At 61.1% G+C, this 26,038-nt stretch carries 21 protein-coding genes; 17 read left to right on the forward strand and 4 right to left on the reverse strand.

Annotated features, from left to right (window positions below; translation table 11 throughout):
- Positions 1-6 precede the first annotated feature (6 nt).
- The 15 genes from rnr (at position 7) to E1K68_RS03520 (ending at position 19,911) form a co-directional block, all read left to right on the forward strand.
- A complete protein-coding gene (gene rnr / locus E1K68_RS03450) occupies positions 7-2,634 on the forward strand; it encodes a ribonuclease R (RefSeq protein ID WP_212613782.1) in 2,628 nt (875 codons plus the stop codon).
- Entirely contained in the window at positions 2,631-3,392 is a 762-nt protein-coding gene (gene rlmB / locus E1K68_RS03455) for a 23S rRNA (guanosine(2251)-2'-O)-methyltransferase RlmB (protein ID WP_212613783.1), read from the forward strand. The genes rnr and rlmB overlap by 4 nt, the downstream gene beginning before the upstream one ends.
- 324 nt (positions 3,393-3,716) lie before the next feature.
- Complete coding sequence (rpsF, locus tag E1K68_RS03460) at positions 3,717-4,133, forward strand: 30S ribosomal protein S6 (protein ID WP_034134759.1); 417 nt, start codon at positions 3,717-3,719, stop codon at positions 4,131-4,133.
- A gap of 29 nt (positions 4,134-4,162) precedes the next feature.
- Positions 4,163-4,393, forward strand: coding sequence for a 30S ribosomal protein S18 (gene rpsR, locus E1K68_RS03465; protein ID WP_002551829.1), 231 nt, complete (start codon positions 4,163-4,165; stop codon positions 4,391-4,393).
- Between the two features lie 36 nt (positions 4,394-4,429).
- On the forward strand, positions 4,430-5,323 hold the full coding sequence (locus E1K68_RS03470; RefSeq protein ID WP_003188077.1) for a hypothetical protein: 894 nt from the start codon (positions 4,430-4,432) through the stop codon (positions 5,321-5,323).
- A gap of 18 nt (positions 5,324-5,341) precedes the next feature.
- Positions 5,342-5,788, forward strand: a complete 447-nt coding sequence (gene rplI, locus E1K68_RS03475) for a 50S ribosomal protein L9 (RefSeq protein ID WP_003171376.1) — start codon at positions 5,342-5,344, stop codon at positions 5,786-5,788.
- A 110-nt stretch (positions 5,789-5,898) separates the two neighbouring features.
- Positions 5,899-7,296, forward strand: a complete 1,398-nt coding sequence (dnaB, locus tag E1K68_RS03480) for a replicative DNA helicase (RefSeq protein WP_003188079.1) — start codon at positions 5,899-5,901, stop codon at positions 7,294-7,296.
- Positions 7,297-7,480: 184 nt separating this feature from the next.
- Entirely contained in the window at positions 7,481-9,784 is a 2,304-nt protein-coding gene (locus E1K68_RS03485) for a YgiQ family radical SAM protein (RefSeq protein WP_003188080.1), read from the forward strand.
- A gap of 202 nt (positions 9,785-9,986) precedes the next feature.
- Positions 9,987-10,919 (forward strand): hypothetical protein, encoded by a 933-nt coding sequence (locus E1K68_RS03490; protein ID WP_014716676.1) that lies wholly within the window; start codon positions 9,987-9,989, stop codon positions 10,917-10,919.
- Complete coding sequence (locus E1K68_RS03495; RefSeq protein ID WP_003188083.1) at positions 10,916-11,365, forward strand: hypothetical protein; 450 nt, start codon at positions 10,916-10,918, stop codon at positions 11,363-11,365. Before E1K68_RS03490 ends, E1K68_RS03495 begins: the two co-directional genes overlap by 4 nt.
- A gap of 166 nt (positions 11,366-11,531) precedes the next feature.
- Positions 11,532-12,452, forward strand: a complete 921-nt coding sequence (locus E1K68_RS03500) for a hypothetical protein (protein WP_003188084.1) — start codon at positions 11,532-11,534, stop codon at positions 12,450-12,452.
- Complete coding sequence (locus E1K68_RS03505) at positions 12,449-12,898, forward strand: hypothetical protein (RefSeq protein WP_034134761.1); 450 nt, start codon at positions 12,449-12,451, stop codon at positions 12,896-12,898. Before E1K68_RS03500 ends, E1K68_RS03505 begins: the two co-directional genes overlap by 4 nt.
- A 187-nt stretch (positions 12,899-13,085) precedes the next feature.
- Positions 13,086-16,376, forward strand: coding sequence for a transglutaminase family protein (locus E1K68_RS03510; protein ID WP_212613784.1), 3,291 nt, complete (start codon positions 13,086-13,088; stop codon positions 16,374-16,376).
- A 158-nt stretch (positions 16,377-16,534) separates the two neighbouring features.
- The gene (locus E1K68_RS03515; RefSeq protein ID WP_212613785.1) at positions 16,535-19,021 is read left to right on the forward strand and encodes a circularly permuted type 2 ATP-grasp protein; all 2,487 of its coding nucleotides are present in this window, start codon (positions 16,535-16,537) and stop codon (positions 19,019-19,021) included.
- Positions 19,021-19,911 carry a transglutaminase family protein gene (locus E1K68_RS03520; protein WP_034134764.1) on the forward strand — a complete coding sequence of 297 codons (891 nt, stop codon included), beginning with the start codon at positions 19,021-19,023 and terminating at the stop codon, positions 19,909-19,911. The genes E1K68_RS03515 and E1K68_RS03520 overlap by 1 nt, the downstream gene beginning before the upstream one ends.
- Before the next feature lie 131 nt (positions 19,912-20,042).
- On the opposite strand, the gene E1K68_RS03525 is transcribed toward E1K68_RS03520, so the two are convergent.
- The gene (locus E1K68_RS03525; RefSeq protein WP_005784271.1) at positions 20,043-20,225 is read right to left on the reverse strand and encodes a hypothetical protein; all 183 of its coding nucleotides are present in this window, start codon (positions 20,223-20,225) and stop codon (positions 20,043-20,045) included.
- Positions 20,226-20,556: 331 nt separating this feature from the next.
- On the opposite strand from E1K68_RS03525, the gene azu reads away from it, so the two are divergent.
- The gene (gene azu / locus E1K68_RS03530; RefSeq protein WP_034134765.1) at positions 20,557-21,003 is read left to right on the forward strand and encodes an azurin; all 447 of its coding nucleotides are present in this window, start codon (positions 20,557-20,559) and stop codon (positions 21,001-21,003) included.
- Positions 21,004-21,139: 136 nt separating this feature from the next.
- Here the strand turns inward: azu and nadE are convergent, their stop codons facing one another.
- From nadE to E1K68_RS03545, 3 genes are all read right to left on the reverse strand, one after another.
- Entirely contained in the window at positions 21,140-21,967 is an 828-nt protein-coding gene (nadE, locus tag E1K68_RS03535; protein WP_034134766.1) for an ammonia-dependent NAD(+) synthetase, read from the reverse strand.
- A 3-nt stretch (positions 21,968-21,970) separates the two neighbouring features.
- Positions 21,971-23,185 (reverse strand): nicotinate phosphoribosyltransferase, encoded by a 1,215-nt coding sequence (gene pncB, locus E1K68_RS03540; RefSeq protein ID WP_003188094.1) that lies wholly within the window; start codon positions 23,183-23,185, stop codon positions 21,971-21,973.
- 207 nt (positions 23,186-23,392) lie between these two features.
- On the reverse strand, positions 23,393-24,283 hold the full coding sequence (locus E1K68_RS03545; RefSeq protein ID WP_120247945.1) for a LysR family transcriptional regulator: 891 nt from the start codon (positions 24,281-24,283) through the stop codon (positions 23,393-23,395).
- A gap of 154 nt (positions 24,284-24,437) precedes the next feature.
- On the opposite strand from E1K68_RS03545, the gene E1K68_RS03550 reads away from it, so the two are divergent.
- Positions 24,438-25,928, forward strand: coding sequence for an aldehyde dehydrogenase family protein (locus E1K68_RS03550; RefSeq protein ID WP_003188096.1), 1,491 nt, complete (start codon positions 24,438-24,440; stop codon positions 25,926-25,928).
- Positions 25,929-26,038 lie beyond the last annotated feature (110 nt).

Genomic DNA, 26,038 nt, shown 5'->3' on the forward strand with positions numbered 1-26,038 from the left:
TCTCTAATGGCCGATTGGCAGTCCCTCGATCCCGAGGCCGCTCGTGAAGCGGAAAAATATGAAAACCCTATTCCTAGCCGCGAACTGATCCTGGCGCACCTCGCCGATCGTGGTTCGCCTGCTAGCCGCGAGCAGCTGGTTGAAGAATTCGGTCTGACCACCGAAGACCAGCTCGAAGCCCTGCGCCGCCGTCTGCGTGCGATGGAGCGCGATGCTCAATTGATCTACACCCGTCGTGGCACTTACGCGCCGGTCGACAAGCTGGACCTGATCCTGGGTCGCATTGCCGGCCACCGTGATGGCTTCGGCTTCCTGATCCCGGACGACGGCAGCGACGACCTGTTCATGAGCCCGGCGCAAATGCGCCTGGTGTTCGATGGCGACCGTGCCCTGGCGCGGGTTTCTGGCCTGGACCGCCGTGGCCGCCGCGAAGGCGTGATCGTCGAAGTGGTGTCCCGTGCCCACGAATCTATCGTCGGCCGTTACTTCGAAGAAGGCGGCATCGGCTTCGTGGTGCCGGATAACCCGAAGGTGCAGCAGGAAGTGCTGATTACCCCGGGCCGTAATGGCGCGGCCAAGGTCGGCCAGTTCGTCGAGGTGAAAATCACCCACTGGCCTACTGCGCGCTTCCAACCCCAGGGCGATATCGTTGAAGTGGTCGGCAACTACATGGCGCCGGGCATGGAAATCGACGTGGCCTTGCGCACCTACGATATTCCTCACGTCTGGCCTGAGGCTGTGCTCAAAGAAGCGGCCAAGCTCAAGCCGGAAGTCGAAGAGAAAGACAAAGAAAAACGCATCGACCTGCGCCATCTTCCGTTCGTCACCATTGACGGCGAAGATGCCCGCGACTTCGACGATGCGGTCTACTGCGAAGCCAAGCCTGGCAAGCTGCGCCTGTTCTCCGGCGGCTGGAAGCTGTACGTGGCGATTGCCGACGTTTCCAGCTACGTGAAAATCGGTTCGGCCCTGGATAACGAAGCCCAGGTACGCGGCAACTCCGTGTACTTCCCTGAGCGCGTGATCCCGATGCTGCCCGAGCAGCTGTCCAACGGCCTGTGCTCCCTGAACCCGAAAGTCGACCGTTTGGCCATGGTGTGCGAGATGACCATCTCCAAAACCGGCGAAATGACCGACTACCAGTTCTACGAAGCAGTGATCCACTCCCAGGCACGCCTGACCTACAACAAGGTCAGCACCATCCTGGAAACGCCGAAGACCAGCGAGGCCAAGGCCCTGCGTACCGAGTACGCCGGCGTGGTGCCGCACCTCAAGCAGCTGTACTCGCTGTACAAGGTGTTGCTGGGTGCCCGTCATACCCGCGGCGCGATCGACTTTGAAACCCAGGAAACCCGCATTGTCTTCGGCTCCGAGCGCAAGATTGCGGCGATCACCCCGACCACCCGCAACGACGCGCACAAGCTGATCGAGGAGTGCATGCTGGCGGCCAACGTGGCCACTGCCGAGTTCCTCAAGAAGCACGAAATTCCTGCGTTGTACCGTGTGCACGACGGCCCGCCGCCGGAGCGCCTGGAAAAACTGCGCGCCTTCCTCGGCGAACTCGGCCTGTCCCTGCACAAAGGCAAGGACGGCCCGACGCCGAAGGATTACCAGGCCCTGCTGGCCAGCATCAAGGACCGTCCGGATTACCACGTGATCCAGACCGTGATGCTGCGCTCGCTGAGCCAGGCGGTGTACAGCGCCGATAACCAGGGCCACTTCGGCCTGAATTACGAGGCGTACACCCACTTCACTTCGCCGATTCGCCGTTACCCGGACTTGCTCACGCACCGGGCGATCCGCAGTGTGATCCATTCCAAGCAGAACACCCCGCACGTCAAGCGCGCCGGTGCCATGACCATTCCGAAAGCACGGATCTATCCGTACGACGAAGCGGCCCTGGAACAGCTGGGCGAGCAGTGCTCCATGAGCGAGCGCCGCGCTGACGAAGCCACCCGCGACGTGGTGAACTGGCTCAAGTGCGAGTTCATGAAGGATCGTGTGGGCGAGTCGTTCCCGGGTGTGATCACCGCCGTGACCGGTTTTGGCCTGTTCGTCGAGCTGACCGACATCTATGTCGAGGGCTTGGTGCACGTCACCGCTTTGCCGGGTGACTACTACCACTTCGACCCTGTGCATCACCGCCTGGCGGGCGAGCGCACCGGTCGCAGCTTCCGCTTGGGCGATACCGTTGAAGTACAGGTCATGCGCGTTGATCTGGACGAGCGCAAGATCGACTTCGGCATGCCTGACAAACCGGCTGAGCCAGCGGGTCGTAAAAAGCGTGGTGAAACCACAGCGCCTGCGTCCAAAGGCAAAACGGCCGCGGCGAAAACCACGGCCGAGCCAGCACCTGCCAAGGCCGGTCGTCGTTCTTCCGCCAAGGACAAGGCCCCTGAAGCCTACCGCCCAAGCGACGCCGCGGCGAAAAACGCCGAGCTGCGCAAGAGCCGCGAGTTGAAGCAGCAGTTGCTCAACGAAGCCAAAAGCGGTGGTAAAGCGGCGTCTGGGGGAAAGTCCCAAGGGGCGGAAAAACCGTCGAGCAAGCCAAGTAAACACCGTAAAGGCCCGCCAAAAGCGGGTTCGGCTCCCGCAAAAAGCGACGGGTCGCGCAAACCTAAGGCCAAGTCATGAGTCTGGAAAAAATCTACGGCGTGCACGCCGTAGAAGCACTGCTGCGTCACCACCCCAAGCGCGTCAAACAGGTGTGGTTGGCCGAAGGTCGCAGCGAGCCGCGCGTACAGGCGCTGGTCGAGTTGGCCACCCAAAACAAGGTTGCCATCGGCCAGGCCGAACGTCGTGAAATGGACGTGTGGGTCGAAGGCGTTCACCAAGGCGTGGTGGCCGACGTCAGCCCGAGCCAGGTGTGGGGCGAGGCGATGCTCGACGAGTTGCTCGACCGTACCGAAGGCGCGCCGTTGCTCTTGGTGCTGGACGGCGTAACCGACCCGCACAACCTCGGCGCTTGCCTGCGCTCGGCGGATGCTGCCGGTGCGCTGGCCGTGATCGTGCCCAAGGACAAGTCCGCGACCCTGACGCCGGTGGTGCGTAAGGTCGCCTGCGGCGCGGCGGAAGTGATTCCGCTGGTGGCCGTGACCAACCTGGCGCGTACCCTGGAGAAGCTCCAGCAGCGCGGCCTGTGGGTCGTGGGCACGGCGGGGGAGGCGGAGGTCAGCGTCTATGACCAGGACCTCACCGGCCCGACCATCCTGATCATGGGTGCCGAAGGCAAAGGCATGCGTCGCCTGACCCGTGAGCATTGCGATTACCTGGTGCACCTGCCGATGGCCGGTAGCGTCAGCAGCCTGAACGTGTCGGTGGCGACGGGTGTATGCCTGTTCGAGGCCCAGCGTCAGCGTGGTGCGAAAGCCAAGGCCAAGCCTAAGAAGTAATTGCAATATGGGGCATGCCTCAATCCTAATGTAGGAGCGAGCTTGCTCGCGAAAAACTCACAGGCGCCGCGTTCATTCAGGGTGCGCGCGTTATCGTTGACGTTTTTCGCGAGCAAGCCCGCTCCTACATTTGTGTTTGTGGTGCTTGGAGTTGTTCAAATAATCACCAATCACCTTGCGCCCGTTCTCCCCCTTCTCTACAATTGCGCCCCTTGCCTTCCTGGCAGGCACCGATGTGCCTCCCCTGCGGCAAGATCCATAAGTGTCATTCACTCCTTGTCTGACCGTTTTTGAGCGGCAGGCTACAACCCGTAAGGAGCATTCATGCGTCATTACGAAATCATCTTTTTGGTCCACCCGGATCAAAGCGAGCAAGTCGGCGGCATGGTTGAGCGTTACACCAAGCTGATCGAAGAAGACGGCGGCAAAATCCACCGTCTGGAAGATTGGGGCCGTCGTCAACTGGCCTACGCAATCAACAATGTTCACAAGGCTCACTACGTGATGCTGAACGTTGAGTGCACTGGCAAGGCCCTGGCCGAGCTGGAAGACAACTTCCGTTACAACGATGCAGTGATCCGTAACCTGGTCATCCGTCGCGAAGAAGCCGTTACCGGCCAATCCGAGATGCTCAAGGCTGAAGAAAACCGCAGTGAGCGCCGTGAGCGTCGCGACCGTCCTGAAGAAGGCGCTGATGATAGCGTTGAAGACAGCGACAACAGCGATAACGCTGACGAGTAATCCACGGACCTTATTAAGGAGCCTATCAAATGGCACGTTTCTTCCGTCGTCGTAAATTCTGCCGTTTCACCGCTGAAGACGTGAAAGAGATCGATTACAAAGATCTCAACACTCTGAAAGCCTACGTATCCGAGACCGGCAAAATCGTTCCAAGCCGTATCACCGGTACCAAAGCACGTTATCAGCGTCAGCTGGCCACCGCTATCAAGCGCGCCCGCTTCCTGGCCCTGCTGGCCTACACCGACAGCCACGGCCGCTGAGACCGGGCAGTCGACAAGTAGTAAGGGATTGAATGCATGCGCGCCTTAGCTGAGTTCATCATGCGCGGTCGCGTGCAGGCCACTCTGGTAGTGGCTGGATGTGCGGCATTGCCGTTGCTTTATTGGTTGGGTGCTGCCGCAGGTTGCCTTGTGCTGCTGCGGCGCGGTTTGAAGGACGCCCTTGGCGTTCTTGCCCTGGGTTTGTTGCCGGCCTTGATCTGGTGGCTGCAAATGGGTGATCCACGGGTACTTCTGGTACTGCTGGGGTCATCGAGCCTTGCGTTGGTTTTGCGCGCAAGTGAGTCCTGGGTCCGTACGCTGCTGGTCAGCGTGGCATTGGGGTTGGTGTACTCAGTGATGCTTGGCGCGGCTTTCCGCCCGCAAATCGAGGCGCTGGCGCAGGAGATCGTCAAGATCCTGCCGTTGGCCCTCGGGGATCTCTACCAGCAGTTGTCGGTAGATGAGCGAGCGCGGTTTGCGTCACTGATTGCTCCGGTCCTGACCGGCCTGATTGCGGCTTTGTTGCAGGTCGTCAGCGTGCTGAGCCTGATTCTTGGGCGTTATTGGCAGGCGTTGTTGTACAACCCGGGTGGTTTTGGTCGCGAGTTTCGCAGTATCAGAATCCCAGCGGGGCCGGCGATGTTGCTGCTGGCGTGCATGGTTGTCGGGCCGAACTTCGGCCCACAGATGGCCTTGCTGGCGCCGATTTGCAGCGTACCGCTGGTGTTTGCCGGGCTGGCCCTGATTCATGGGCTTGCTGCGCAAAAGCGACTGGCCAGGTTTTGGCTGGTGGGGTTGTACGTCACGCTGGTGCTGTTCATGCAACTGATCTATCCGTTACTCGTGGTCTTGGCCATTGTTGACAGCCTGATTGATTTTCGCGGTCGTCTGGCGTCGAAAGACGCCGATAACGCGAACGGTGAAGGTTAAAAGTTAGAGGATTTTCACATGCAACTGATCCTTCTGGAAAAAGTCGCCAACCTGGGCAACCTGGGCGACAAAGTGAACGTTAAGGCCGGCTACGGTCGTAACTACCTGCTGCCATACGGCAAAGCCACCGCTGCAACCGCTGCCAACCTGGCTGCGTTTGAAGAGCGTCGTGCTGAGCTGGAAAAAGCCGCAGCAGACAAAAAAGCGTCGGCCGAAACTCGCGCTGCCCAACTGGCTGAGCTGGAAGTGACTATCACTGCCACCGCTGGTGACGAAGGCAAGCTGTTCGGTTCGATCGGCACCCACGACATCGCTGATGCACTGACCGCCTCCGGCGTTGAAGTGCAGAAGAGCGAAGTTCGTCTGCCGAACGGCACCATCCGCAACGTAGGCGAATTCGACGTAGCCGTGCACCTGCACGCCGAAGTTGAAGCCACCGTACGCGTTGTCGTGGTAGCAGCTTAAGTCGCACCTAACTGACTGGCACCTCGCGTGCCAGGCGGTTAACATCGGGCACGATCCTGTTTACAGGTCGTGCCTTTTGTTTTTCTACACACCCCAAATTCCAAGTGGCCATGAACGAAATCTCCGCTCCTGAGCAATACGATCTACAAACCGCTGCCCTGAAGGTGCCGCCGCATTCCATCGAGGCCGAACAGGCCGTGCTCGGTGGCTTGATGCTGGACAACAACGCCTGGGAACGCGTGCTGGATCAAGTCTCGGACGGTGATTTCTATCGCCATGACCACCGCCTGATCTTCCGCGCCATTGCCAAGCTGGCCGACCAGAACTCACCGATCGACGTGGTCACCCTGGCCGAGCAGTTGGACAAGGAAGGCCAGACCTCCCAAGTCGGCGGCCTGGGCTACCTCGGCGAGCTGGCAAAAAACACGCCGTCCGTCGCCAACATCAAGGCCTATGCCCAGATCGTCCGCGAGCGGGCCACGTTGCGCCAGTTGATCGGCATCAGCACCGAAATCGCCGACAGCGCCTTCAACCCCGAAGGCCGCACTGCCGCCGAGATCCTTGACGAAGCCGAGCGCCAGATCTTCCAGATCGCCGAGGCCCGGCCGAAAACCGGCGGCCCGGTCAGCGTCAACGACCTGCTGACCAAAGCCATCGACCGTATCGACACCCTGTTCAACACCGATGCGGCGATTACCGGTATTTCCACCGGTTACACCGACCTCGACGAAAAGACCAGCGGCCTGCAGCCGTCCGACTTGATCATCGTCGCCGGTCGTCCGTCCATGGGTAAGACCACCTTCGCGATGAACCTGGTGGAAAACGCCGTGTTGCGCAGCGACAAGGCGGTGCTGGTGTACTCCCTCGAGATGCCAGGCGAATCGTTGATCATGCGTATGCTCTCGTCGCTGGGGCGTATCGACCAGACCAAGGTGCGTTCCGGCCAGCTTGAAGACGACGACTGGCCGCGCCTGACCTCGGCGGTCAACCTGCTCAACGACCGCAAGCTGTTCATCGATGACACTGCCGGTATCAGCCCGTCCGAAATGCGCGCACGTACCCGTCGCCTGGTGCGTGAGCATGGCGACATCGCCCTGATCATGATCGACTACCTGCAGTTGATGCAGATCCCGGGTTCCAGCGGCGACAACCGTACCAACGAGATTTCTGAAATCTCCCGTTCCCTGAAGGCGCTGGCCAAGGAATTCAACTGTCCGGTGGTGGCGCTGTCTCAGCTCAACCGTTCCCTGGAACAACGTCCCAACAAGCGCCCGGTGAACTCCGACTTGCGGGAATCCGGAGCGATCGAGCAGGACGCCGACGTGATCATGTTCGTGTACCGCGACGAGGTGTACCACCCCGAGACGGAACACAAAGGCATTGCCGAAATCATCATCGGCAAGCAACGGAACGGCCCGATCGGGTTTATCCGGTTGGCGTTCATCGGCAAGTACACGCGTTTCGAGAACCTGGCGCCGGGCAGCTACAACTTCGACGACGACGAGTAGTTTCAAGCACCTGTAAGGGCTTCATCGCAGGCAAGCCAGCTCCCACCTTTGGGATGCATTCCCTTGTGGGAGCTGGCTTGCCTGCGATGGCGTCACCACAATTCCGACTACTGTCGTCGGAATTGGTCAAATTTTGTGCTATATTCCGCGCCCGCGATTTTTCATCTCCACACCGGTCACCGTCATGCAAACAGCCAAGCCGTTATTTGACTATCCCAAGTACTGGGCCGAATGTTTCGGTCCTGCGCCATTCCTGCCGATGAGCAGGGAGGAGATGGATCAGCTTGGCTGGGATTCGTGCGACATCATCATCGTCACCGGTGATGCCTATGTTGACCACCCCTCGTTCGGCATGGCGATCATCGGCCGGCTGCTGGAGTCCCAGGGCTTTCGCGTCGGGATCATCGCGCAACCGAACTGGCAGTCCAAAGACGACTTCATGAAGCTCGGCGAGCCGAACCTGTTCTTCGGCGTCGCGGCCGGCAACATGGACTCGATGATCAACCGCTACACCGCCGACAAGAAAATCCGCTCCGACGACGCCTACACCCCTGGCGGCATGGCCGGCAAACGCCCGGACCGTGCGAGCCTGGTGTACAGCCAGCGTTGCAAGGAAGCCTACAAGAACGTGCCGATCGTACTCGGCGGCATCGAAGCTTCCCTGCGCCGCATCGCCCACTACGACTACTGGCAAGACCGCGTGCGCAACTCGATCCTGATCGACGCCACCGCCGATATCCTGCTGTACGGTAACGCCGAGCGGGCCATCGTCGAGGTTGCCCAGCGCCTGTCGTGGGGCCACAAGATCGAAGATATCACCGATGTGCGCGGCACCGCGTTCATCCGCCGTGACACGCCGGCGGGCTGGTACGAAGTGGATTCCACGCGCATCGACCGTCCGGGCAAGATCGACAAGATCATCAACCCGTACGTGAATACCCAGGACACCCAGGCCTGCGCCATCGAGCAAGAAAAAGGCCCGGTGGATGACCCGGAAGAAGCCAAGGTTGTGCAGATCCTGGCCAGCCCGCGCATGACCCGTGACAAAACCGTGATCCGCCTGCCGTCGGTGGAAAAAGTCCGCGGTGACGCGGTGCTCTATGCCCACGCGAACCGCGTGTTGCACCTGGAAACCAACCCAGGCAACGCCCGCGCTCTGGTGCAGAAGCACGGTGAAGTGGACGTGTGGTTCAACCCGCCGCCCATTCCCATGACCACCGAAGAAATGGACTACGTGTTCGGCATGCCCTACGCCCGCGTACCGCACCCAGCGTATGGCAAGGAGAAGATCCCGGCCTACGACATGATCCGTTTCTCGGTGAACATCATGCGTGGCTGCTTCGGCGGCTGCACCTTCTGCTCGATCACCGAGCACGAAGGCCGCATCATCCAGAACCGTTCCGAAGAGTCGATCATTCGCGAGATCGAAGAGATCCGCGACAAAGTGCCGGGCTTCACCGGCGTGATCTCCGACCTCGGCGGCCCGACGGCGAACATGTACCGCATCGCCTGCAAGAGCCCGGAGATCGAATCCGCGTGCCGCAAGCCATCATGCGTGTTCCCTGGCATCTGCCCGAACCTGAACACCGACCACTCGTCGTTGATCCAGCTGTACCGCAGTGCCCGTGCGTTGCCGGGTGTGAAGAAGATCCTGATCGCTTCCGGCCTGCGCTACGACCTGGCCGTCGAATCGCCGGAGTACGTCAAAGAGCTGGTCACCCACCACGTCGGTGGTTACCTCAAGATCGCCCCGGAACACACCGAGGAAGGTCCGCTCAACCAGATGATGAAGCCGGGCATTGGCAGCTATGACAAGTTCAAGCGCATGTTCGAGAAGTACACCAAGGAAGCGGGCAAGGAGCAGTACCTGATCCCGTACTTCATCGCCGCCCACCCGGGCACCACCGATGAAGACATGATGAACCTGGCCCTGTGGCTCAAGGGCAATGGCTTTCGCGCCGACCAGGTGCAGGCGTTCTACCCGTCGCCGATGGCCACCGCCACCGCGATGTATCACTCGGGCAAGAACCCGCTGCGCAAGGTCACCTACAAGAGCGACGCGGTAACCATCGTCAAGAGCGAGGAGCAGCGCCGCCTGCACAAGGCGTTCCTGCGTTACCACGACCCGAAGGGCTGGCCGATGCTGCGTGAAGCATTGACCCGCATGGGCCGTGCCGACCTGATCGGGTCGGGCAAGGACCAGCTGATCCCGCTGCACCAGCCGTCCACCGACAGCTACCAGAGCGCCCGGCGCAAGAACTCGACGCCGGCGGGCAGCCATAAGGTCGCCAAGGAAACCACCACCAAGATCCTCACCCAGCATACCGGCCTGCCACCCCGTGGCAGCGACGGCAGCAACCCGTGGGACAAGCGCGAGCAAGCCAAGGCTGCGGCCCAGGCGCGCAACAAGCAGGCGGCCAAAGAGCGCAGCGATGCGGCCAAGGGCAAGGGCGGCAAGCCTACGCGCAAGCCGGTTGTGCCGCGTTGATCGACGCCTGAAATGCAAAACGCCAGCCTCGTGCTGGCGTTTTGCTTTCTGGTCGGTGCTGAGTCTGTTTGGTAAGGTGGCGCCCATTAGATTGCTATCGCAGGCAAGCCAGCTCCCACACTTGGAATGCATTCCCCTGTGGGAGCTGGCTTGCCTGCGATGAGGCCGGTCTGGGCACTCTCAATTTCAAGGAAGAACACTTATGGGCAACCCCTTGCTCAACATTGGCATGGACTCCAATCGCTCCCAATTCATGGCGCGCCAGCGCATTGAAAGCCAGATCAACCTGCCACGGCTGTTCGCCGTCATCGACGCCGACCCCAGCATCGTCGGTGCTGGTGTGGTGTACATCGACGCCGACTTCAACGTAATCACCCTGCGCGAATTCAAGCCCATCTGCAGCATCAAGCCCAAGCGCGTCATTTTGCGCGAGGCGCAGAAGTACATCTCGCCGGCGCAGTTTGTCGAGCAGGTGAAGACCGACCCCCGTGAAGGGCGCCTCCAGAAGGAAGCCTTTGATATGGGCCTTTCCTGTGGCGCAGCGGTGATCGGCTGGATCGTGGTGTTCAGTGGCAGCGTCGCCGTACCCTTCACCGCCGGCGCCAGTGCTTTTGTGGTGGGCATTGGCGTCACGGCCGCGCTGGCCAGCAGTGCTCAGTGCGGATTTGGCGTGGCCCGTACCTATAACGAGATCCTTGACCCGGATGCCAACGACCGCATGGACGACGCCCAGTGGTATGGCGCGGTGTCACCAATTCTCGATGCCGCGTCGCTGGTGGGTATTGGAACGGGCGCCTTCACCACATTAAGGCTGCTCAAGGCCAAAAAAGCCGCTGCGTTGGGCAAGAGCTGGTATGAGTTGCTCAAGGGCTTGAATCGCCAGGAGCGCAAGAAATTGACCCAGGAATTGCTCAGCCTCAAAGACCCGAGCCTGACCCCCAAGTTGCTCAAGTTGCAGCAGCGCGCCGGCACGTTGCCCAAGCGCTACAGCTCCACGGAAATCCGTCATGCCACGCTCACCCAGCTCAAGGACGCCTTGGGCGGCATGTTGGGTATCTGGGGCAGCTATCGGACCGGTCACGTCGGCTCGGCGTCGACGCTTGCCATTGGCCTGTATGAGGAACTGACAGAATGAAGGGGTTTCCCGATAGGCGTAGTTTCCTTGCGCGTTATTTTCCGGTGTTCATGGGCACCATCTTCATGGCGATTTTTTCCGGTTCAGTCGCCGTGTCCACCGCGGGCGTGACCTATTTGCGCGGGGTTGAGCCGGCGCTCAAAACCGACTACTCCGGGGCTGCAATCCTGGTGCTGGTGGCGGTGCTGGTGTTTGGCAATGTGATGATCGCACGCGGGTATCCCTGGGCAACCCGGCTGGTGGCGGGTTACCTGGTGTGTTGCCTGCTGTTTGTGTTGCCGATGATTCAATACGGCCTCAATACCCTGGTGTACGGCTCGGCGGTGCTGTTTCCGCTGCTGGGCTTGCTGCTGCTCAACAGTAAGCGCCATCGTGAAATGCGCCAGCGGTTACTCGAAATACGTCACCTGCGTCGGGCGGCGATTGCGCAACGCAAGGCCCGTTGATTAGGTAGGTTTATTGGCGGTAGGTGGCCTGTTTGTTAGGGTGGCGCCCATCAGATTGCTATCGCAGGCAAGCCAGCTCCCACAGGGGAATGCATTTCAAGTGTGGGAGCTGGCTTGCCTGCGATGAGGCCGGTCTGGGCACTTTCAATGTCAAGGAAGAACACTTATGGGCAACTCCTTGTTCAACATCGGCATGGATTCCAACCGCTCTCAATTTATGGCGCGCCAGCGCATCGAGAGCCTGATCAACCTGCCACGGCTGTTCGCCGCCATCGATGCCGACCCCGCCATTGTCGGTGCAGGTGTTGTGTATATCGATGCCGATTTCAACGTTGTCACCCTGCGCGAGTTTCAGCCCATCTGCAGCATCGCACCCAAGCGTTTGATCCTGCGTGAGGCGCAGAAGTACATCGCGCCAACGCAATTCGCTCAGCAGGTGCAAGACAATCCGCGTGAGTCCCGCTTGGTGGGCGAAGCGGTCAATACCACGCTATCGTGTGCCGGCGCGGTCATCGGTTGGATTGTGGTGCTCAGTGGTTCCGTCGCAGTTCCGTTTTCGGCGGGGGCCAGTTCGGTGGTCGTGGCGCTCGGGTATACGGCCGCGGCAGCCAGTTCTGTGCAGTGCTTTGCCAGCGGCTATCGCACCGTCAATGAGATCCGCAACCCCGCGCGAAATGATCAGCTCGACAGTGAGGAATGGTACCAATACACCATGATTGCCCTGGACGCGGCGTCGTTGGTTGGGGTGGGCTCATCGGCATTGGCAACGGTCAAGCTGGTGCGGTTGAATAAGGCCTCTACCGGGAAAAGTGTGAGAGAGGTGCTCAGGGGCCTGAATCGACAGGAGCGCGCCAAGTTGACCAAAGAGCTGCTGAGCATCAACGACCCACGCTTGACGTCCAAGATGATCAAGTTAAAGCAGTTGTCGGGCGAGTTGCCTAAGCGGTTCACCCCCACCGAGGTCAAGCATGCAACGGTCACGCAGATCAAGGACGCGTTGGGCGCAGCCATCGGTTTTACCGGTAGTGCGGTGTCAGGGAACGTGCGCACAATTGCCATAGGGCTGTATGAGGAGGCCGAGCAATGAACGAGCTGCCTAGCATTCGCAGTTTTCTGTCGACGTATTTCCCCGTCTTTGTGGGGGCGATATTTGTCTGCATTTTCACCCTCGTGTTTGCGGTTCCGGTGTTCTTCGATAGCTATATGCCAAGCCTGTCCATGGCAGATAACGCCAAGTACTCCTTCCTGGTGGGTATCGCACTCACGCTAGTCATTGTGCACTGCAATTTCATGATTGCACGCGGGCGTCCCCAATGGATGTGGCCGCTAGTGTTGCTGTTGGGGGGATGCTTTCTGGGTGTATTGCCAACACTCAATGATCAGCCGAACGGGGTGGTATATGCCTTGAGCCTGGTGTTTCCATTACTTGGGCTGTTGCTGTTCAACAGCAAACGTCACCGTGAAATGCGCCAGAAACTGGTCGAAGTTCGCTGCCTGCGCCAGGCCATGATTGCCCAACACAAACACCATTGATTGGGTAGATTCACCACCTGCCCTCAGCCCGGCGCTACAAATGTGTGCAGCGCCTGCACCATAGCCGCAACGTTGGCGCTGTTTTGGTGCTGTACTGCACCGGGCCTGACGTTTTAGTGCAATGACTGCTGCTGTGGCATAAGTCTTGCGCGCGTTGTGCTTATGCCCTGGCTCGCAGGAGGCCGCCGTGTCGATTCATGTCGCGTTGCACCACGTTACGCATTACCGCTACGACCGTGCAGTTGAACTCGGCCCGCAGATCGTGCGGCTACGCCCGGCGGCCCATAGCCGTACGCGGATACTGTCCTACGCGTTGAAGGTGTTGCCCGAGCAGCATTTCATCAACTGGCAGCAAGACCCCCAGGGCAATTACCTGGCGCGCCTGGTGTTCCCGGAAAAGACTGACGAGTTGCGCATTGAAGTCGACCTGGTCGCCGAGATGGCGGTGTTCAATCCGTTCGATTTTTTCCTCGAGCCCTACGCCGAAAATATCCCGTTCAGCTACGCCGCCGATGAGCAGCGCGAGCTGGCGCCGTATCTGGAAACCTTGCCGCTGACGCCAAGGTTGGCTGCGTACCTGGCCGGTATCGACCGCACGCCGCTGCCTGCTGTGGATTTCCTGGTCGGCCTCAACCAGCGCCTGGCCGCCGATATCGGTTACCTGATTCGCATGGAACCGGGCGTGCAAACTCCGGAATTTACCCTGGAAAACGCATCCGGCTCTTGCCGCGACTCGGCCTGGTTACTGGTGCAATTGCTGCGCAACCTCGGGTTGGCGGCGCGATTTGTCTCCGGTTACCTGATCCAGCTCACCGCCGACGTCAAAGCCCTCGACGGCCCGTCCGGTACCGAGGTGGATTTCACCGACCTGCACGCCTGGTGTGAAGTGTATTTGCCCGGCGCTGGCTGGATTGGCCTGGATGCCACGTCCGGGTTGTTTGCCGGTGAAGGGCACATCCCTTTGGCCTGCAGTCCCGATCCATCGTCCGCCGCGCCGATCAGTGGGTTGGTGGAGCCGTGCGAGTGCGAATTCACCCACGAGATGTCGGTGGAGCGCATTTGGGAAGCGCCACGGGTGACCAAGCCCTATACCGAAGAACAATGGCTGGCGATCCAGGCCCTGGGCCGGCAGATTGATGGCGACTTGCTCAAGGACGACGTACGCCTGACCATGGGCGGCGAGCCAACCTTCGTCTCTATCGACGACCCCGACGGTGCCGAGTGGAACACCGCAGCCCTGGGCCCGGACAAGCGTCGCCTGTCGGCCGAGCTGTTCCAGCGCCTGCGCCAGCACTATGCGCCCAAGGGCCTGGTGCATTTCGGCCAAGGCAAGTGGTACCCCGGCGAGCAACTGCCGCGCTGGTCGCTCAATTGCTACTGGCGCCGCGACGGCGTGCCGATCTGGCACAACAGTGCGCTGATTGCCGATGAGCAAGAGGACTATGGCGCCGATGGGGTGATGGCCGGGCGTTTCCTGGCCAGCGTCGCCGAGCGCCTCAAACTACCGGCGCGCTTTGTGTTCCCGGCGTTCGAAGACAATTTCTACTACCTATGGCGCGAAGGGGCGCTGCCCCAGAACGTCACTGCCCAGGACCCGCGCCTGAGCGACGACCTGGAGCGTGAACGCCTGCGTAAAGTGTTCAGCCAGGGCCTGGATAAAGTCATCGGCCAGGTGCTGCCGCTGGCACGTACTGCGGCCAATGACCGCTGGCAGAGTGGGCGTTGGTACCTGCGCGATAACCATTGCCGCCTGGTGCCGGGGGATTCGCCGCTGGGCTATCGCCTGCCGCTCGCCTCGCAGCCCTGGGTGACTGCGGCGGAGTATCCGTTTGTGCATCCGACCGACCCTAACCAGGATCAGCCGGATCTGCCGACCAGCGCCCAGTTGCAAAACCATGGCGAGCCCGCGCCGGTTGATGATCGTGTGCCCAAGATTGACGAGTCCGCCGACTGGCTGACCCGTACCGCGCTGTGCGCCGAAGCACGGGAAGGGCGCCTGTATCTGTTTATGCCGCCGCTGGAGCGCGTCGAGGATTACCTGGAGCTGGTGACTGCCATTGAGGCCACCGCCGAAGAGCTGCATTGCCCGGTACTGCTAGAAGGCTACGAGCCGCCAGCGGATACGCGCCTGAGCAATTTCCGCGTCACGCCAGATCCCGGTGTCATTGAGGTCAACGTACAGCCATCCGCCACCTGGGACGAGTTGGTGGAACGCACCGAATTCCTCTACGAAGAGGCACGGCAAACCCGCCTGACCACCGAGAAGTTCATGATCGACGGGCGCCATACCGGCACCGGTGGCGGTAACCACTTCGTGCTCGGCGGCGCGACGCCCAAGGATTCGCCCTTCCTGCGCCGGCCGGACCTGCTACGCAGCCTGATCAGCTACTGGCACAACCACCCGTCGTTGTCCTATTTGTTCTCCGGCCTGTTTATCGGCCCCACCTCCCAGGCGCCCCGGGTAGATGAGGCGCGCAACGATGCGCTGTATGAACTGGAAATCGCCTTCGCGCAGATGCCGGAGCCAGGCGAGGAGTGCCCGCCGTGGCTGGTGGACCGCCTGTTGCGCAACCTGCTGATCGACGTGACGGGTAATACCCATCGCGCCGAATTCTGTATCGACAAACTTTACTCACCGGACGGCGCCACTGGCCGCCTGGGGCTGCTGGAACTGCGCGCCTTTGAAATGCCGCCCCATGCGCGCATGAGCCTGACCCAGCAGTTGTTGCTGCGGGCGCTGGTCGCGCGGTTCTGGCGCGAGCCCTATGCGCCGCCGAAGCTGGCGCGCTGGGGCACTGAGCTGCATGACCGTTTCCTGTTGCCGCACTTTATCGAGCAGGACTTTGCCGACGTGATCGTCGAGCTGAACGCGGCCGGCTATCCGCTGCGTGCCGAATGGTTCGCGGCGCACCTGGAGTTCCGTTTCCCCAAGGTGGGCGACTACGCCGTCAGCGGTATCGAACTGGAACTGCGCCAGGCCTTGGAGCCTTGGCACGTGCTGGGCGAGGAGGGCGCTGTGGGGGGCGCGGTGCGTTATGTGGATTCGTCCCTGGAGCGCCTGCAAGTGAAGTTGAGCGGGTTGCCACCGCAACGCTACCTGCTGACCTGCAATGGCGTGCCGGTGCCGCTGCAAGCGACCGGCCGCGTCGGCGAGTTCGTGGCGGGCGTGCGTTACCGCGCCTGGCAGCCGGCCAACTGCCTGCAACCGACCATCCCCGTGCATGCGCCGCTGGTATTTGACCTGCTCGACACCTGGATGCAGCGTTCGTTGGGCGGCTGCCAATACCATGTGGCGCACCCGGGCGGGCGCAATTACGACAGCCTGCCGGTGAATGCCAATGAGGCGGAGAGCCGGCGCATGGCGCGGTTTTTCCGCTTGGGGCATAGCCCGGGCAAGCTGCCAGTGCCGACTGTAACGGTAAACGATGAATTGCCAATGACGCTGGATTTGCGGCGTTTCAAAAAAAATAAGGAATGAACATGATTTAAGTGTGGGAGCTGGCTTGCCTGCGATAGCGGTGGTTCAGTCGATAATTCTGGTGACTGATACACCGCTATCGCAGGCAAGCCAGCTCCCACATTGGATCGCAGTGAATTTGAGTTAACCTGACTTCCCTTGCCTCTGCCGAGCGTTCCATGTCCGACTTGCTCGACCGTTACCCGCTGACCGCGGGCACCTATCACGAACTGCTGGATGCCAGCGGCGCGGTGCGTGCCCATTGGCGACGCTTGTTCGATCACCTGCAACGCAGCACGCCCGCACAACTGGCCCAGCGCCAGGCGTTGCTGACGCGCCAGATCCAGGAAAACGGCGTGACTTACAACGTCTACGCCGACCCCAAGGGTGCCGATCGCCCCTGGGAGCTGGACCTGTTGCCCCATGTGCTGGCCGCCGAGGAATGGCAGCAACTGTCGGCCGGCATCGCCCAGCGTGCGCGCCTGCTCAATGCGGTGCTGGCCGACCTGTATGGCCCGCAGCGCCTGATCAAAGAAGGCTTGCTGCCGGCCGAACTGGTGTTCGGGCATAACAATTTTCTGTGGCCGTGCCAGGGTATCCAGCCGCCCGACGGTGCGTTCCTGCATCTGTACGCGGTCGACCTGGCGCGTACCCCGGATGGCCGCTGGTGGGTCACCGCCGACCGCACCCAAGCCCCGTCGGGCGCCGGCTACGCCCTGGAAAACCGCACCATCGTGTCCCGCGCCTTCCCGGACCTTTACCGGGATATGCAGGTGCAGCACCTCACCGGGTTCTTTCGCACGTTGCAGGAAACCCTGGCGCGCCAGGCCCCTGGCGATGACCAGCCGCCACTGATCGTGTTGCTCACGCCGGGGCGTTTCAACGAAAGCTATTTCGAACACCTGTACCTGGCGCGCCAGCTCGGCTACCCCTTGGTCGAGGGCGGCGACCTCACCGTGCGCGACAGCACCGTGTTCCTGAAAACCCTCAGCGGCCTGCGCCGGGTACACGCGATCATGCGTCGCCTTGATGATGATTTCTGCGACCCGCTGGAGCTGCGCACCGACTCGGCGCTCGGCGTGCCGGGCCTGCTCGACGCCGTGCGCCAAGGCAATGTGCTGGTGGCCAATGCCTTGGGCAGTGGTGTGCTGGAATCCCCGGGGTTGCTGGGCTTTTTGCCCAAGATCAACGAATTTTTATTCGGTGAAGCCTTGATCCTGCCGTCGATTGCCACCTGGTGGTGCGGCGAAGCGCCGGTGCTTGCCGAAGCCCTGGAGAAGCTGCCGGAGCTGTTGATCAAGCCGGCATTCCCCTCACAAAGTTTCGCCCCGGTGTTTGGTCGCGACCTTGATGACGAACAGCGCCAGGCCCTGGCCGAACGCATGCGTGCGCGGCCCTATGCCTATGTCGCCCAAGAGTTGGCGCAACTGTCTCAGGCGCCGGTCTGGCACACCGTGGATGACCACCTGCAACACCGTGCCATTGGCATGCGTGTCTACGCCGTGGCCAGTGAAGACGGTTATCGGGTGCTGCCCGGCGGCCTGACCCGCGTGGCGGCCGACGCTGATGCCGAAGTGGTGTCGATGCAGCGCGGCGGGGCGAGCAAGGACACCTGGGTGCTCGGCGAACGCGCGCCGGGTGGCGAGCAGTGGCGCGCCCAACGCACCATTGGCGCCTATGACCTGGTGCGCCGCGATCCCTATCTGCCCTCGCGCGTGGTGGAAAACCTGTTCTGGTTCGGTCGTTACTGCGAGCGCTGCGACGACAGTGCGCGCTGGCTGCGTATCGTACTGGCGCGGTATGTCGATGGCGATGATCCGCTGGCGCTGCAGGCCGCCGTCGAACTCGGCGAAAGCCTGCGCCTGTTGCCGGAGGAGGGCGAGTTGCCGGAGCGTCTGCTCGCGGCCTTGCTGGGTGATGACTGGCCTTCAAGCCTGCGCGCCAATTTGCAGCGCTTGCAGTGGGCGGCGTCCCAGGTGCGCGGTAAGTTGTCCCGGGAAAACTGGCAGGCCCTGGTGGAGTTGCAACGCGAAGCCATTGAGCTGGAAAGCGACGCTGCGGACTTTGGCGAGCTGCTCGACTTTCTCAACCGCTTAGTGATGTCCCTGGCGGCGCTGTCGGGGTTTGCCCTGGACGACATGACCCGCGATGAAGGCTGGCGCTTCTTGATGATGGGCCGGCGTATCGAGCGTCTGCAATTTCTGAGCAGCAGCCTTGCGGCGTTCCTGCGCGGCGTGGCGGTATTCGATCAGGCCGGGCTGGAATGGTTGCTGGAGCTGGGCAACAGCAGCATCACCTACCGCTCGCGCTACCTGGCAGTGCCGCAGTTGATCCCGGTGCTCGACCTGCTGCTGCTCGACGAACAGAACCCCCATGCGGTGCTGTTCCAGCTCAAGTTGGTGAGCCGCACCCTGCGCCGTCTCAATGATGATTTTGGCGTGCCCCGTGAAACCGGGCTGGCGCCTTTGGTCGAGCGCCTGGCGCGCTTTGACCTGGGCTGCCTGGAGAACGGCCTGTTTGGCGAAACCAGCGTGCGTGCCGCCCTGGATGGTCTGGCCGACTTGCTGCAAGCGGTGGCCGATGAAAGCGGGCAAGTGTCGGATCGCCTGGCGTTGCGCCATTTTGCCCACGTCGATGATGTCAGTCAGCAAACGGTGTCGGTGTAATGAGCGCGCGCTATCAGATTTTCCACGATACCCATTACCACTACGACAGCCCGGTGTCCCTGGCCCAGCAACTGGCGCACCTCTGGCCAAGGCCGTGCGCCTGGCAGAAGTGCACCTGGCAGCAGTTGGATATCAGCCCGGAACCCACCTCGCGCCGCGATGAGCTGGACGTGTTCGGCAACCCGATCACTCGCTTGGCGTTCGAACGGCCCCATGATGAATTGCTGGTGAACGCCGGGCTCACCGTGGAAGTGCTGGCGCGGCCTGTTTTGGACTTTCAGCGATCGCCGCCCTGGGACCACACCCGTGACAGCCTGACCTACAGCAGCCAGCCCCTGAGCGCCGAGCTGATCGAAGCCTGCCGCTATCGCTTCGAGTCGCCCTATGTGCATCTGAAGAAAACCTTCGTCGAGTTCTCCGAAAGCTGCTTCCCGCCCGGCGAGCCTTTACTGCTGGGCACGCAGGCATTGATGGAGAAGATCTTCAGCGAATTTACCTTCGATGCCGAAGCCACCCAGGTCGCCACACCGCTGGTGGAAGTGCTGGAGCGCCGTCGCGGCGTGTGCCAGGACTTCGCTCACCTGATGCTTGCCTGCCTGCGTTCCCGTGGCCTGGCGGCGCGCTATATCAGCGGCTACCTGCTCACCCAGCCACCGCCCGGCCAACCACGGCTGATTGGCGCGGATGCGTCCCATGCGTGGGTCTCGGTGTTTTGCCCGGTATCAGGCTGGGTGGATTTTGACCCGACCAACAATGTGCAGCCGGCGCTGGAGCACATCACCCTGGCCTGGGGCCGGGACTTTTCCGATGTGTCGCCGTTGCGGGGGGTGATTCTGGGGGGAGGCAGCCACGACCCGGAGGTGCGGGTGACGGTGATGCCGCTGGAATGAAAAACGATCATTCCCACGCTCTGCGTGGGAATGCCTGCTGTGACGCTCTGCGTCACCCTTGCGCTGGCTTCAAGCCTGGTGCGGGACGCGGAGCGTCCGGGGCTGCATTCCCACGCGGAGCGTGGGAACGATCATTCAGCTGGGTCTTTCGGGGTTTCGGTCTCGTCAGTTGCCGCTTCACCTTCGGCATCCGGGTTCAGCGCACCGGCTTCTTCGTCTGCAGCGGCTTTCTTGCGTTGCAGCTTTTCCTCTTTCTTCTGTTCCTTGGCCAAGTCTCTCTGACGTTTGGCGAAGGAGTAATTAGGTTTGGCCATGGGCGATCCTCTAGGGTCGAAGGTGAGGGTGGGCGGCGCGCAGCTGCCTCGGGTCGTCATGGTAGCAGCTTCAGGGTGCCCTTTGCTTTCACTTACCGCAGGCGTAGGCAGCCAGAAGCCCGTTGAACAGGTGATGAAGGTGCATGGCATGAACTCCGTGAGTGATGGGCCGATCATAATCAGGGTGCGGCAGTTTGGCTGGTTGATTGTGTTGATGAAGCTGATAGCCTAAAGTTGTATACAATCTGTTGATTCAGATCATAAGAACTCAAGCCTGATTGAGGCACCCTACCGCAATCCGCGTTTTTAAAACCCTGCCTTGGAGATTCACATGTTTGCCAAACTCGTTGCTGTTTCCCTGCTGACTCTGGCGAGCGGCCAGTTGCTTGCTGCAGAGTGCAAGGTCACTGTCGACTCCACTGACCAGATGTCTTTCAACACCAAAGAAATCACCATCGACAAGAGCTGCAAGCAGTTCACCGTTGAGCTGACTCACTCGGGCAACCTGCCGAAAAACGTGATGGGGCATAACTGGGTGCTGACCACCGACGCCAATATGCAACCGGTGGCAACCGACGGTATGGCTGCGGGGATCGACAAGGATTACCTGAAAGCCGGTGATGAGCGCATCATCGCCCACACCAAGATCATCGGTGCTGGCGAGAAAGACTCGGTGACCTTCGACGTCTCCAAGCTGAAGGCCGATGAGAAATACAGCTTCTTCTGCTCGTTCCCAGGCCACATCTCGATGATGAAAGGTGCTGTGGTTCTGAAGTAAGACCGCGTTATCGTTCATCGCAGGCAAGCCAGCTCCCACATTCGACCGCATTCCCATGTTGGAATCCGGTCAAGTGTGGGAGCTGGCTTGCCTGCGATGGTGATCTGACAATCAATGTAAAACGATCAGGTTCACCTCAAGGCGCAAACGGCATCACCCGCTTGTGCTCAGTCTTGCGATAGGTATCGCAGATAATCTTGAACGCCTCTTCACGCACCGGCTCACCCTGCAGGAACGCATCGATCTCGGCATAGGTCACCCCATGTGACGCCTCGTCCGGCTTGCCCGGCGACAGGTCTTCCAGGTCAGCGGTCGGCACCTTCTCCACCAGCGATTCCGGCGCGCCAAAGTGGCGGGCAATGGCACGCACCTGGTGCTTCACCAGCCCGCTCAACGGCGCCAGGTCACAGGCCCCGTCACCGAACTTGGTGAAAAAGCCCATCACCGCTTCTGCCGCATGGTCGGTGCCGATCACCAGGCCGCCCGCCGCGCCGGCGATGGTGTACTGGGCCACCATGCGCATGCGCGCCTTGGTATTGCCCAGCACGAAGTCACGGGACGCCGCGGCCTTGCCTTCAAAGGCGGCCACTTCATTGGCCAGGGCTTTTACTGCCGGGCCGATGTTCACGGTGTGGCGTTCGTCCGGCTCGATAAAGTCCACGCAAGCCTGGGCGTCGTGTTCGTCGAACTGGGTTTCGTAGGGCAGGCGCACGGCGATAAAACGGTACGCCTCATCACCGGTGCTGGCGCGCAGTTCCTGCATCGCACGTTGGGCCAAGAGGCCTGCGGTCAGGGAATCGACACCGCCACTGATGCCGAGCACCAGGGTCTTGAGCCCGGAATTGCGCAGGCAGTCCTGGATAAAGGCCACGCGCCGGGCAACTTCGGCTTCGAGTGCGGCCTGGTCTTTGAACGGGGCTTGCACCTTGAGCTGTTGCGCAATCTCACGCTGTACGGCTTGCATGATTCACTCCTTGCTGGATAGGGCAGGTACTTTGAAAACGTGACGCAAATAGGCGACAAAATTCGGGTCGGTGCAATGGGTCTTGCCCGCTTCATCGGAGATCTTCGCGACGGGCTGGCCATTGCAGGCGGTCATTTTAAGCACGATGCTCATCGGTTCCACCCCTGGAATATCACAGGTCAGGTTGGTGCCGATGCCAAAGCTCACATTAATGCGACCACGCAATGCGCGGAATATTTCCAACGCCTTGGGCAATGTCAGACTGTCGGAGAACACCAGGGTCTTGCTCATCGGTTCGATGCCCAGCTTGTGGTAGTGAGCGATGGCTTTTTCCGCCCACTGGATTGGATCGCCGGAGTCATGGCGCAGGCCGTCGAACAGCTTGGCGAAGTACAAGTCGAAGTCGCCCAGGAACGCGTCGGTGGTGATGCAATCGGTGAGGGCGATACCCAGCAGGCCACGGTACTCGCGCACCCAACAATCAAGCGCGGCGATCTGGCTGTCGATCAGGCGCGGGCCGAGTTGCTGGTGGGCCATGATCCACTCATGGGCCATGGTGCCCAGCGGCTTCATATCGAATTCGCGCGCCAGGTGCACGTTGCTGGTGCCGACAAAGCGCCCAGGGAAATCGTGCTTGAGCACGCTGACCACTTCCTCTTGCACCCGGTAGGAAAAGCGCCGGCGCGTGCCGAAATCCGCCACTTGCAGCTCCGACAGCTCGTCGCTGCTGGCATTGGCGGTCAGCCAGTCGAACTTGCGATACAGCTGCTCGCGGGCCTGTTCAAGGATCACGGTCTGGTAGCGGTAGCGGTTACGCACCTCGCTGACGATGGCCAGCATCGGCACTTCAAACAGGATCACATGCAGCCACGGTCCGCGCAGGCGGATAAACAACTCGCCGTTCTCGATGCCGGTTTGCACATACCGCAGGTTGAAGCGAAACAGCCCGAGGAAGCGCAGAAAATCCGGCTTCATAAAGCTGATGCGTTCCAGGAACCCCAGTTGATCGGGGCTCAGGCTCAGCTCGGCGAGGCGCTCGATCTGGTAACGGATCTCCGCCAGGTAAGGACGCAGGTCTTCACTGTTACGGCAACGAAACTCCCATTCAACTTCCACGTTCGGGTAGTTGTGCAGCACCGCCTGCATCATGGTCAGCTTGTAGAAGTCGGTGTCGAGCAGGTTCTGCACGATGCGATCGGCAAACACACTCTCGCTCATAACGGGAATCTCCAGACGGGTCGGCGATGGAGGCCGGCCTTTACGCGCAATTGAGGAAGGGGGTTAGTGGCGCATAGACCTGTGGGGGATTGCCAGTGATTTTTTCAGTAAGGCCACTGGCGCCATCGCAGGCAAGCCAGCTCCCACCTTTGAAATGCGTTCCAAACGGTGGGAGCTGGCTTGCCTGCGATGGCGATTCTCCAGGCGCTAAAGCACCTGCTCCATCATCCACTTCACAAATTCGCGCACCTTGGGCACCTCCGCCGAATGCTCAGGATACGCCAGGTAATAAGCATCCTGGCTGGGCATCCCATGCTGCCAGGGAATCACCAGCTTGCCCTCGGCCAATTCCTCCTCCACCAGAAAGCGCGGCAACAGCGCCACGCCGCACCCCACCTGCGCCGCACGGATGCACATGTAGAACGTGTCGAACCGCGGCCCGTGGTAACTGTGCTCGGTATGAAAGCCCTGGCTGGCGAACCAGTCATGCCAGCCCTGAGGCCGCGAGGCGTTTTGCAGCAGCACCAGGTCGCTCAGTTGCGTGGGGTCGGTGAAAGGCTGGGCGGGCAGGCTGTCGGGCGAACACACCGGTACCAGCTCTTCACTGAACAGTTTCAGGCTCTCGGTGCCAGGGCGTGCGCCCTGGCCGAAATAGAACGCCATGTCGGCCTTGCCTTGCAGTAACTCGTCCGGGTCCTGTTCGTTGCACAGGTCCAGGTGGATCTGCGGGTGGCGCAAACGCCAGCCTTTGAGGCGCGGCACCAGCCAGCGTGCTCCGAAGGTGTAGGGCGTGGACACGCGCAGCACTTCGGTTTCGCCCCCGTAGGAGCGCAGGTAGTGGGTGGACATTTCCACCTGGGTGAGGATCTTGCGCACTTCCACCAGGTACAGGTCGCCCGCCGGGGTCATCTGCAAGCGCCGGCGCACGCGGCGAAACAGCAGGTGTTGCAACAGTTCTTCCAACTGCGCCACCTGTTTGCTCACCGCGCTTTGGGTGAGGTTCAGTTCCTCGGCGGCGCGGGTGAAGCTCAGGTGGCGGGTGGCCGCTTCGAAACACTGCAGGGCGGTGATCGAGGGCAAATGTCTTTTGTTCAGCACGGCATGCCTCTTTTTATTCTTTGCATGAATAAAGGGAATGATATCTCGCCTAATCGTCGTTTGTTGGCAAGTCTTGGGCCAGCTACAAATAGGGCCAGGATCGCCGTGCGTATTGCGGCGCGAATTTTTGTATGCAGATTTGAAGGAGTGACCCATGGTTGCCGCATTGCTTGATCGTCTCGGGGTAAACCCGGCGCTGTACCAGGCCGGGAAACAACCCGTGCATTCACCGATTGATGGCAGCCGTATCGGCAGTGTCCATTGGGAAGGCGCCGCCGAGGTGGAGCAACAGGTCAGTCGCGCCGAGCATGCATTCGAGGCCTGGCGCAAGGTGCCGGCACCGCGACGTGGCGAGCTGGTGCGCCAGTTCGGCGACGTATTGCGCGAATACAAGGCCGACCTGGGTGAACTCGTTTCCTGGGAGGCCGGCAAAATCACCCAGGAAGGCTTGGGTGAAGTGCAGGAAATGATCGACATCTGCGACTTCGCCGTGGGCCTGTCGCGTCAGCTGTACGGCTTGACCATCGCCTCCGAGCGCCCAGGCCACCATATGCGCGAAACCTGGCACCCGCTGGGCGTGGTCGGCGTGATCAGCGCCTTCAACTTCCCGGTGGCCGTGTGGGCGTGGAACACTGCGCTGGCCTTGGTGTGCGGCAACGCGGTGATCTGGAAACCGTCGGAAAAAACCCCGCTCACCGCGCTGGCCTGCCAGGCCTTGTTCGAGCGCGTACTGAAGAAATTCGACGGTGCCCCTGAGTATCTCAGCCAAGTGATCATTGGCGGCCGCGACGCCGGCGCTGCGCTGGTGGATGACCCGCGCGTCGCCCTGATCAGCGCCACCGGCAGCACGCGCATGGGCCGTGAAGTGGCACCCAAAGTCGCCGCGCGTTTCGCCCGCAGCATTCTTGAGCTGGGCGGCAACAACGCGATGATCCTCGGCCCAAGCGCCGACCTGGACATGGCCGTACGCGCCATCCTGTTCAGCGCAGTGGGCACCGCCGGCCAACGCTGCACCACCCTGCGCCGGCTGATCGCCCATGAGTCGGTCAAGGAAGAAATCGTCACCCGCCTCAAGGCCGCCTATTCCAAGGTGCGCATCGGCCACCCGCTGGAAGGCAACCTGATCGGCCCGCTGATCGACAAGCACAGCTTCGACAACATGCAGGACGCCCTTGAGCAAGCCTTGAGCGAAGGCGGCAAGGTGTTCGGCGGCAAGCGCCAACTGCAAGACACATTCCCCAACGCCTATTACGTATCGCCGGCCATCGTGGAAATGCCCGAGCAAAGCGACGTGGTGTGCAGCGAAACCTTCGCGCCGATTCTTTACGTGGTCGGCTACACCGACTTCGCCGAAGCCCTGCGCCTGAACAACGCCGTGCCGCAAGGCTTGTCGTCCTGCATCTTCACCACCGACGTGCGTGAGGCCGAGCAGTTCATGTCGGCGGTGGGCAGCGACTGTGGCATCGCCAACGTCAACATCGGCCCGAGCGGCGCGGAGATCGGTGGCGCGTTCGGGGGTGAAAAAGAAACCGGCGGCGGGCGTGAATCGGGCTCGGATGCGTGGCGCGGGTATATGCGCAGGCAGACCAATACCGTGAACTACTCGCTGGAACTGCCGTTGGCACAAGGCATCACGTTCGACTGACCAGACTGATCGTTCCCACGCTCTGCGTGGGAACGCATTCTGTGACGCTCCGCGTCACGACAATGCGGACGCGGAGCGTCCAAGGCTACATTCCCACGCAGAGCGTGGGA

The sequence above is a fragment of the Pseudomonas sp. B2021 genome, assembly GCF_018135665.1.
GTDB classification, from domain to species: domain Bacteria; phylum Pseudomonadota; class Gammaproteobacteria; order Pseudomonadales; family Pseudomonadaceae; genus Aquipseudomonas; species Aquipseudomonas lactis.

What these genes read in the sequence shown, in the direction of transcription:
- rnr (WP_212613782.1), top strand. Translation starts at nt 7, where the DNA reads ATGGCCGATTGGCAGTCCCTCGATCCCGAGGCCGCTCGTGAAGCGGAA.
- rlmB (WP_212613783.1), top strand. Translation starts at nt 2,631, where the DNA reads ATGAGTCTGGAAAAAATCTACGGCGTGCACGCCGTAGAAGCACTGCTG.
- rpsF (WP_034134759.1), top strand. Translation starts at nt 3,717, where the DNA reads ATGCGTCATTACGAAATCATCTTTTTGGTCCACCCGGATCAAAGCGAG.
- rpsR (WP_002551829.1), top strand. Translation starts at nt 4,163, where the DNA reads ATGGCACGTTTCTTCCGTCGTCGTAAATTCTGCCGTTTCACCGCTGAA.
- E1K68_RS03470 (WP_003188077.1), top strand. Translation starts at nt 4,430, where the DNA reads ATGCGCGCCTTAGCTGAGTTCATCATGCGCGGTCGCGTGCAGGCCACT.
- rplI (WP_003171376.1), top strand. Translation starts at nt 5,342, where the DNA reads ATGCAACTGATCCTTCTGGAAAAAGTCGCCAACCTGGGCAACCTGGGC.
- dnaB (WP_003188079.1), top strand. Translation starts at nt 5,899, where the DNA reads ATGAACGAAATCTCCGCTCCTGAGCAATACGATCTACAAACCGCTGCC.
- E1K68_RS03485 (WP_003188080.1), top strand. Translation starts at nt 7,481, where the DNA reads ATGCAAACAGCCAAGCCGTTATTTGACTATCCCAAGTACTGGGCCGAA.
- E1K68_RS03490 (WP_014716676.1), top strand. Translation starts at nt 9,987, where the DNA reads ATGGGCAACCCCTTGCTCAACATTGGCATGGACTCCAATCGCTCCCAA.
- E1K68_RS03495 (WP_003188083.1), top strand. Translation starts at nt 10,916, where the DNA reads ATGAAGGGGTTTCCCGATAGGCGTAGTTTCCTTGCGCGTTATTTTCCG.
- E1K68_RS03500 (WP_003188084.1), top strand. Translation starts at nt 11,532, where the DNA reads ATGGGCAACTCCTTGTTCAACATCGGCATGGATTCCAACCGCTCTCAA.
- E1K68_RS03505 (WP_034134761.1), top strand. Translation starts at nt 12,449, where the DNA reads ATGAACGAGCTGCCTAGCATTCGCAGTTTTCTGTCGACGTATTTCCCC.
- E1K68_RS03515 (WP_212613785.1), top strand. Translation starts at nt 16,535, where the DNA reads ATGTCCGACTTGCTCGACCGTTACCCGCTGACCGCGGGCACCTATCAC.
- E1K68_RS03520 (WP_034134764.1), top strand. Translation starts at nt 19,021, where the DNA reads ATGAGCGCGCGCTATCAGATTTTCCACGATACCCATTACCACTACGAC.
- E1K68_RS03525 (WP_005784271.1), bottom strand. Translation starts at nt 20,225, where the DNA reads ATGGCCAAACCTAATTACTCCTTCGCCAAACGTCAGAGAGACTTGGCC.
- azu (WP_034134765.1), top strand. Translation starts at nt 20,557, where the DNA reads ATGTTTGCCAAACTCGTTGCTGTTTCCCTGCTGACTCTGGCGAGCGGC.
- nadE (WP_034134766.1), bottom strand. Translation starts at nt 21,967, where the DNA reads ATGCAAGCCGTACAGCGTGAGATTGCGCAACAGCTCAAGGTGCAAGCC.
- pncB (WP_003188094.1), bottom strand. Translation starts at nt 23,185, where the DNA reads ATGAGCGAGAGTGTGTTTGCCGATCGCATCGTGCAGAACCTGCTCGAC.
- E1K68_RS03550 (WP_003188096.1), top strand. Translation starts at nt 24,438, where the DNA reads ATGGTTGCCGCATTGCTTGATCGTCTCGGGGTAAACCCGGCGCTGTAC.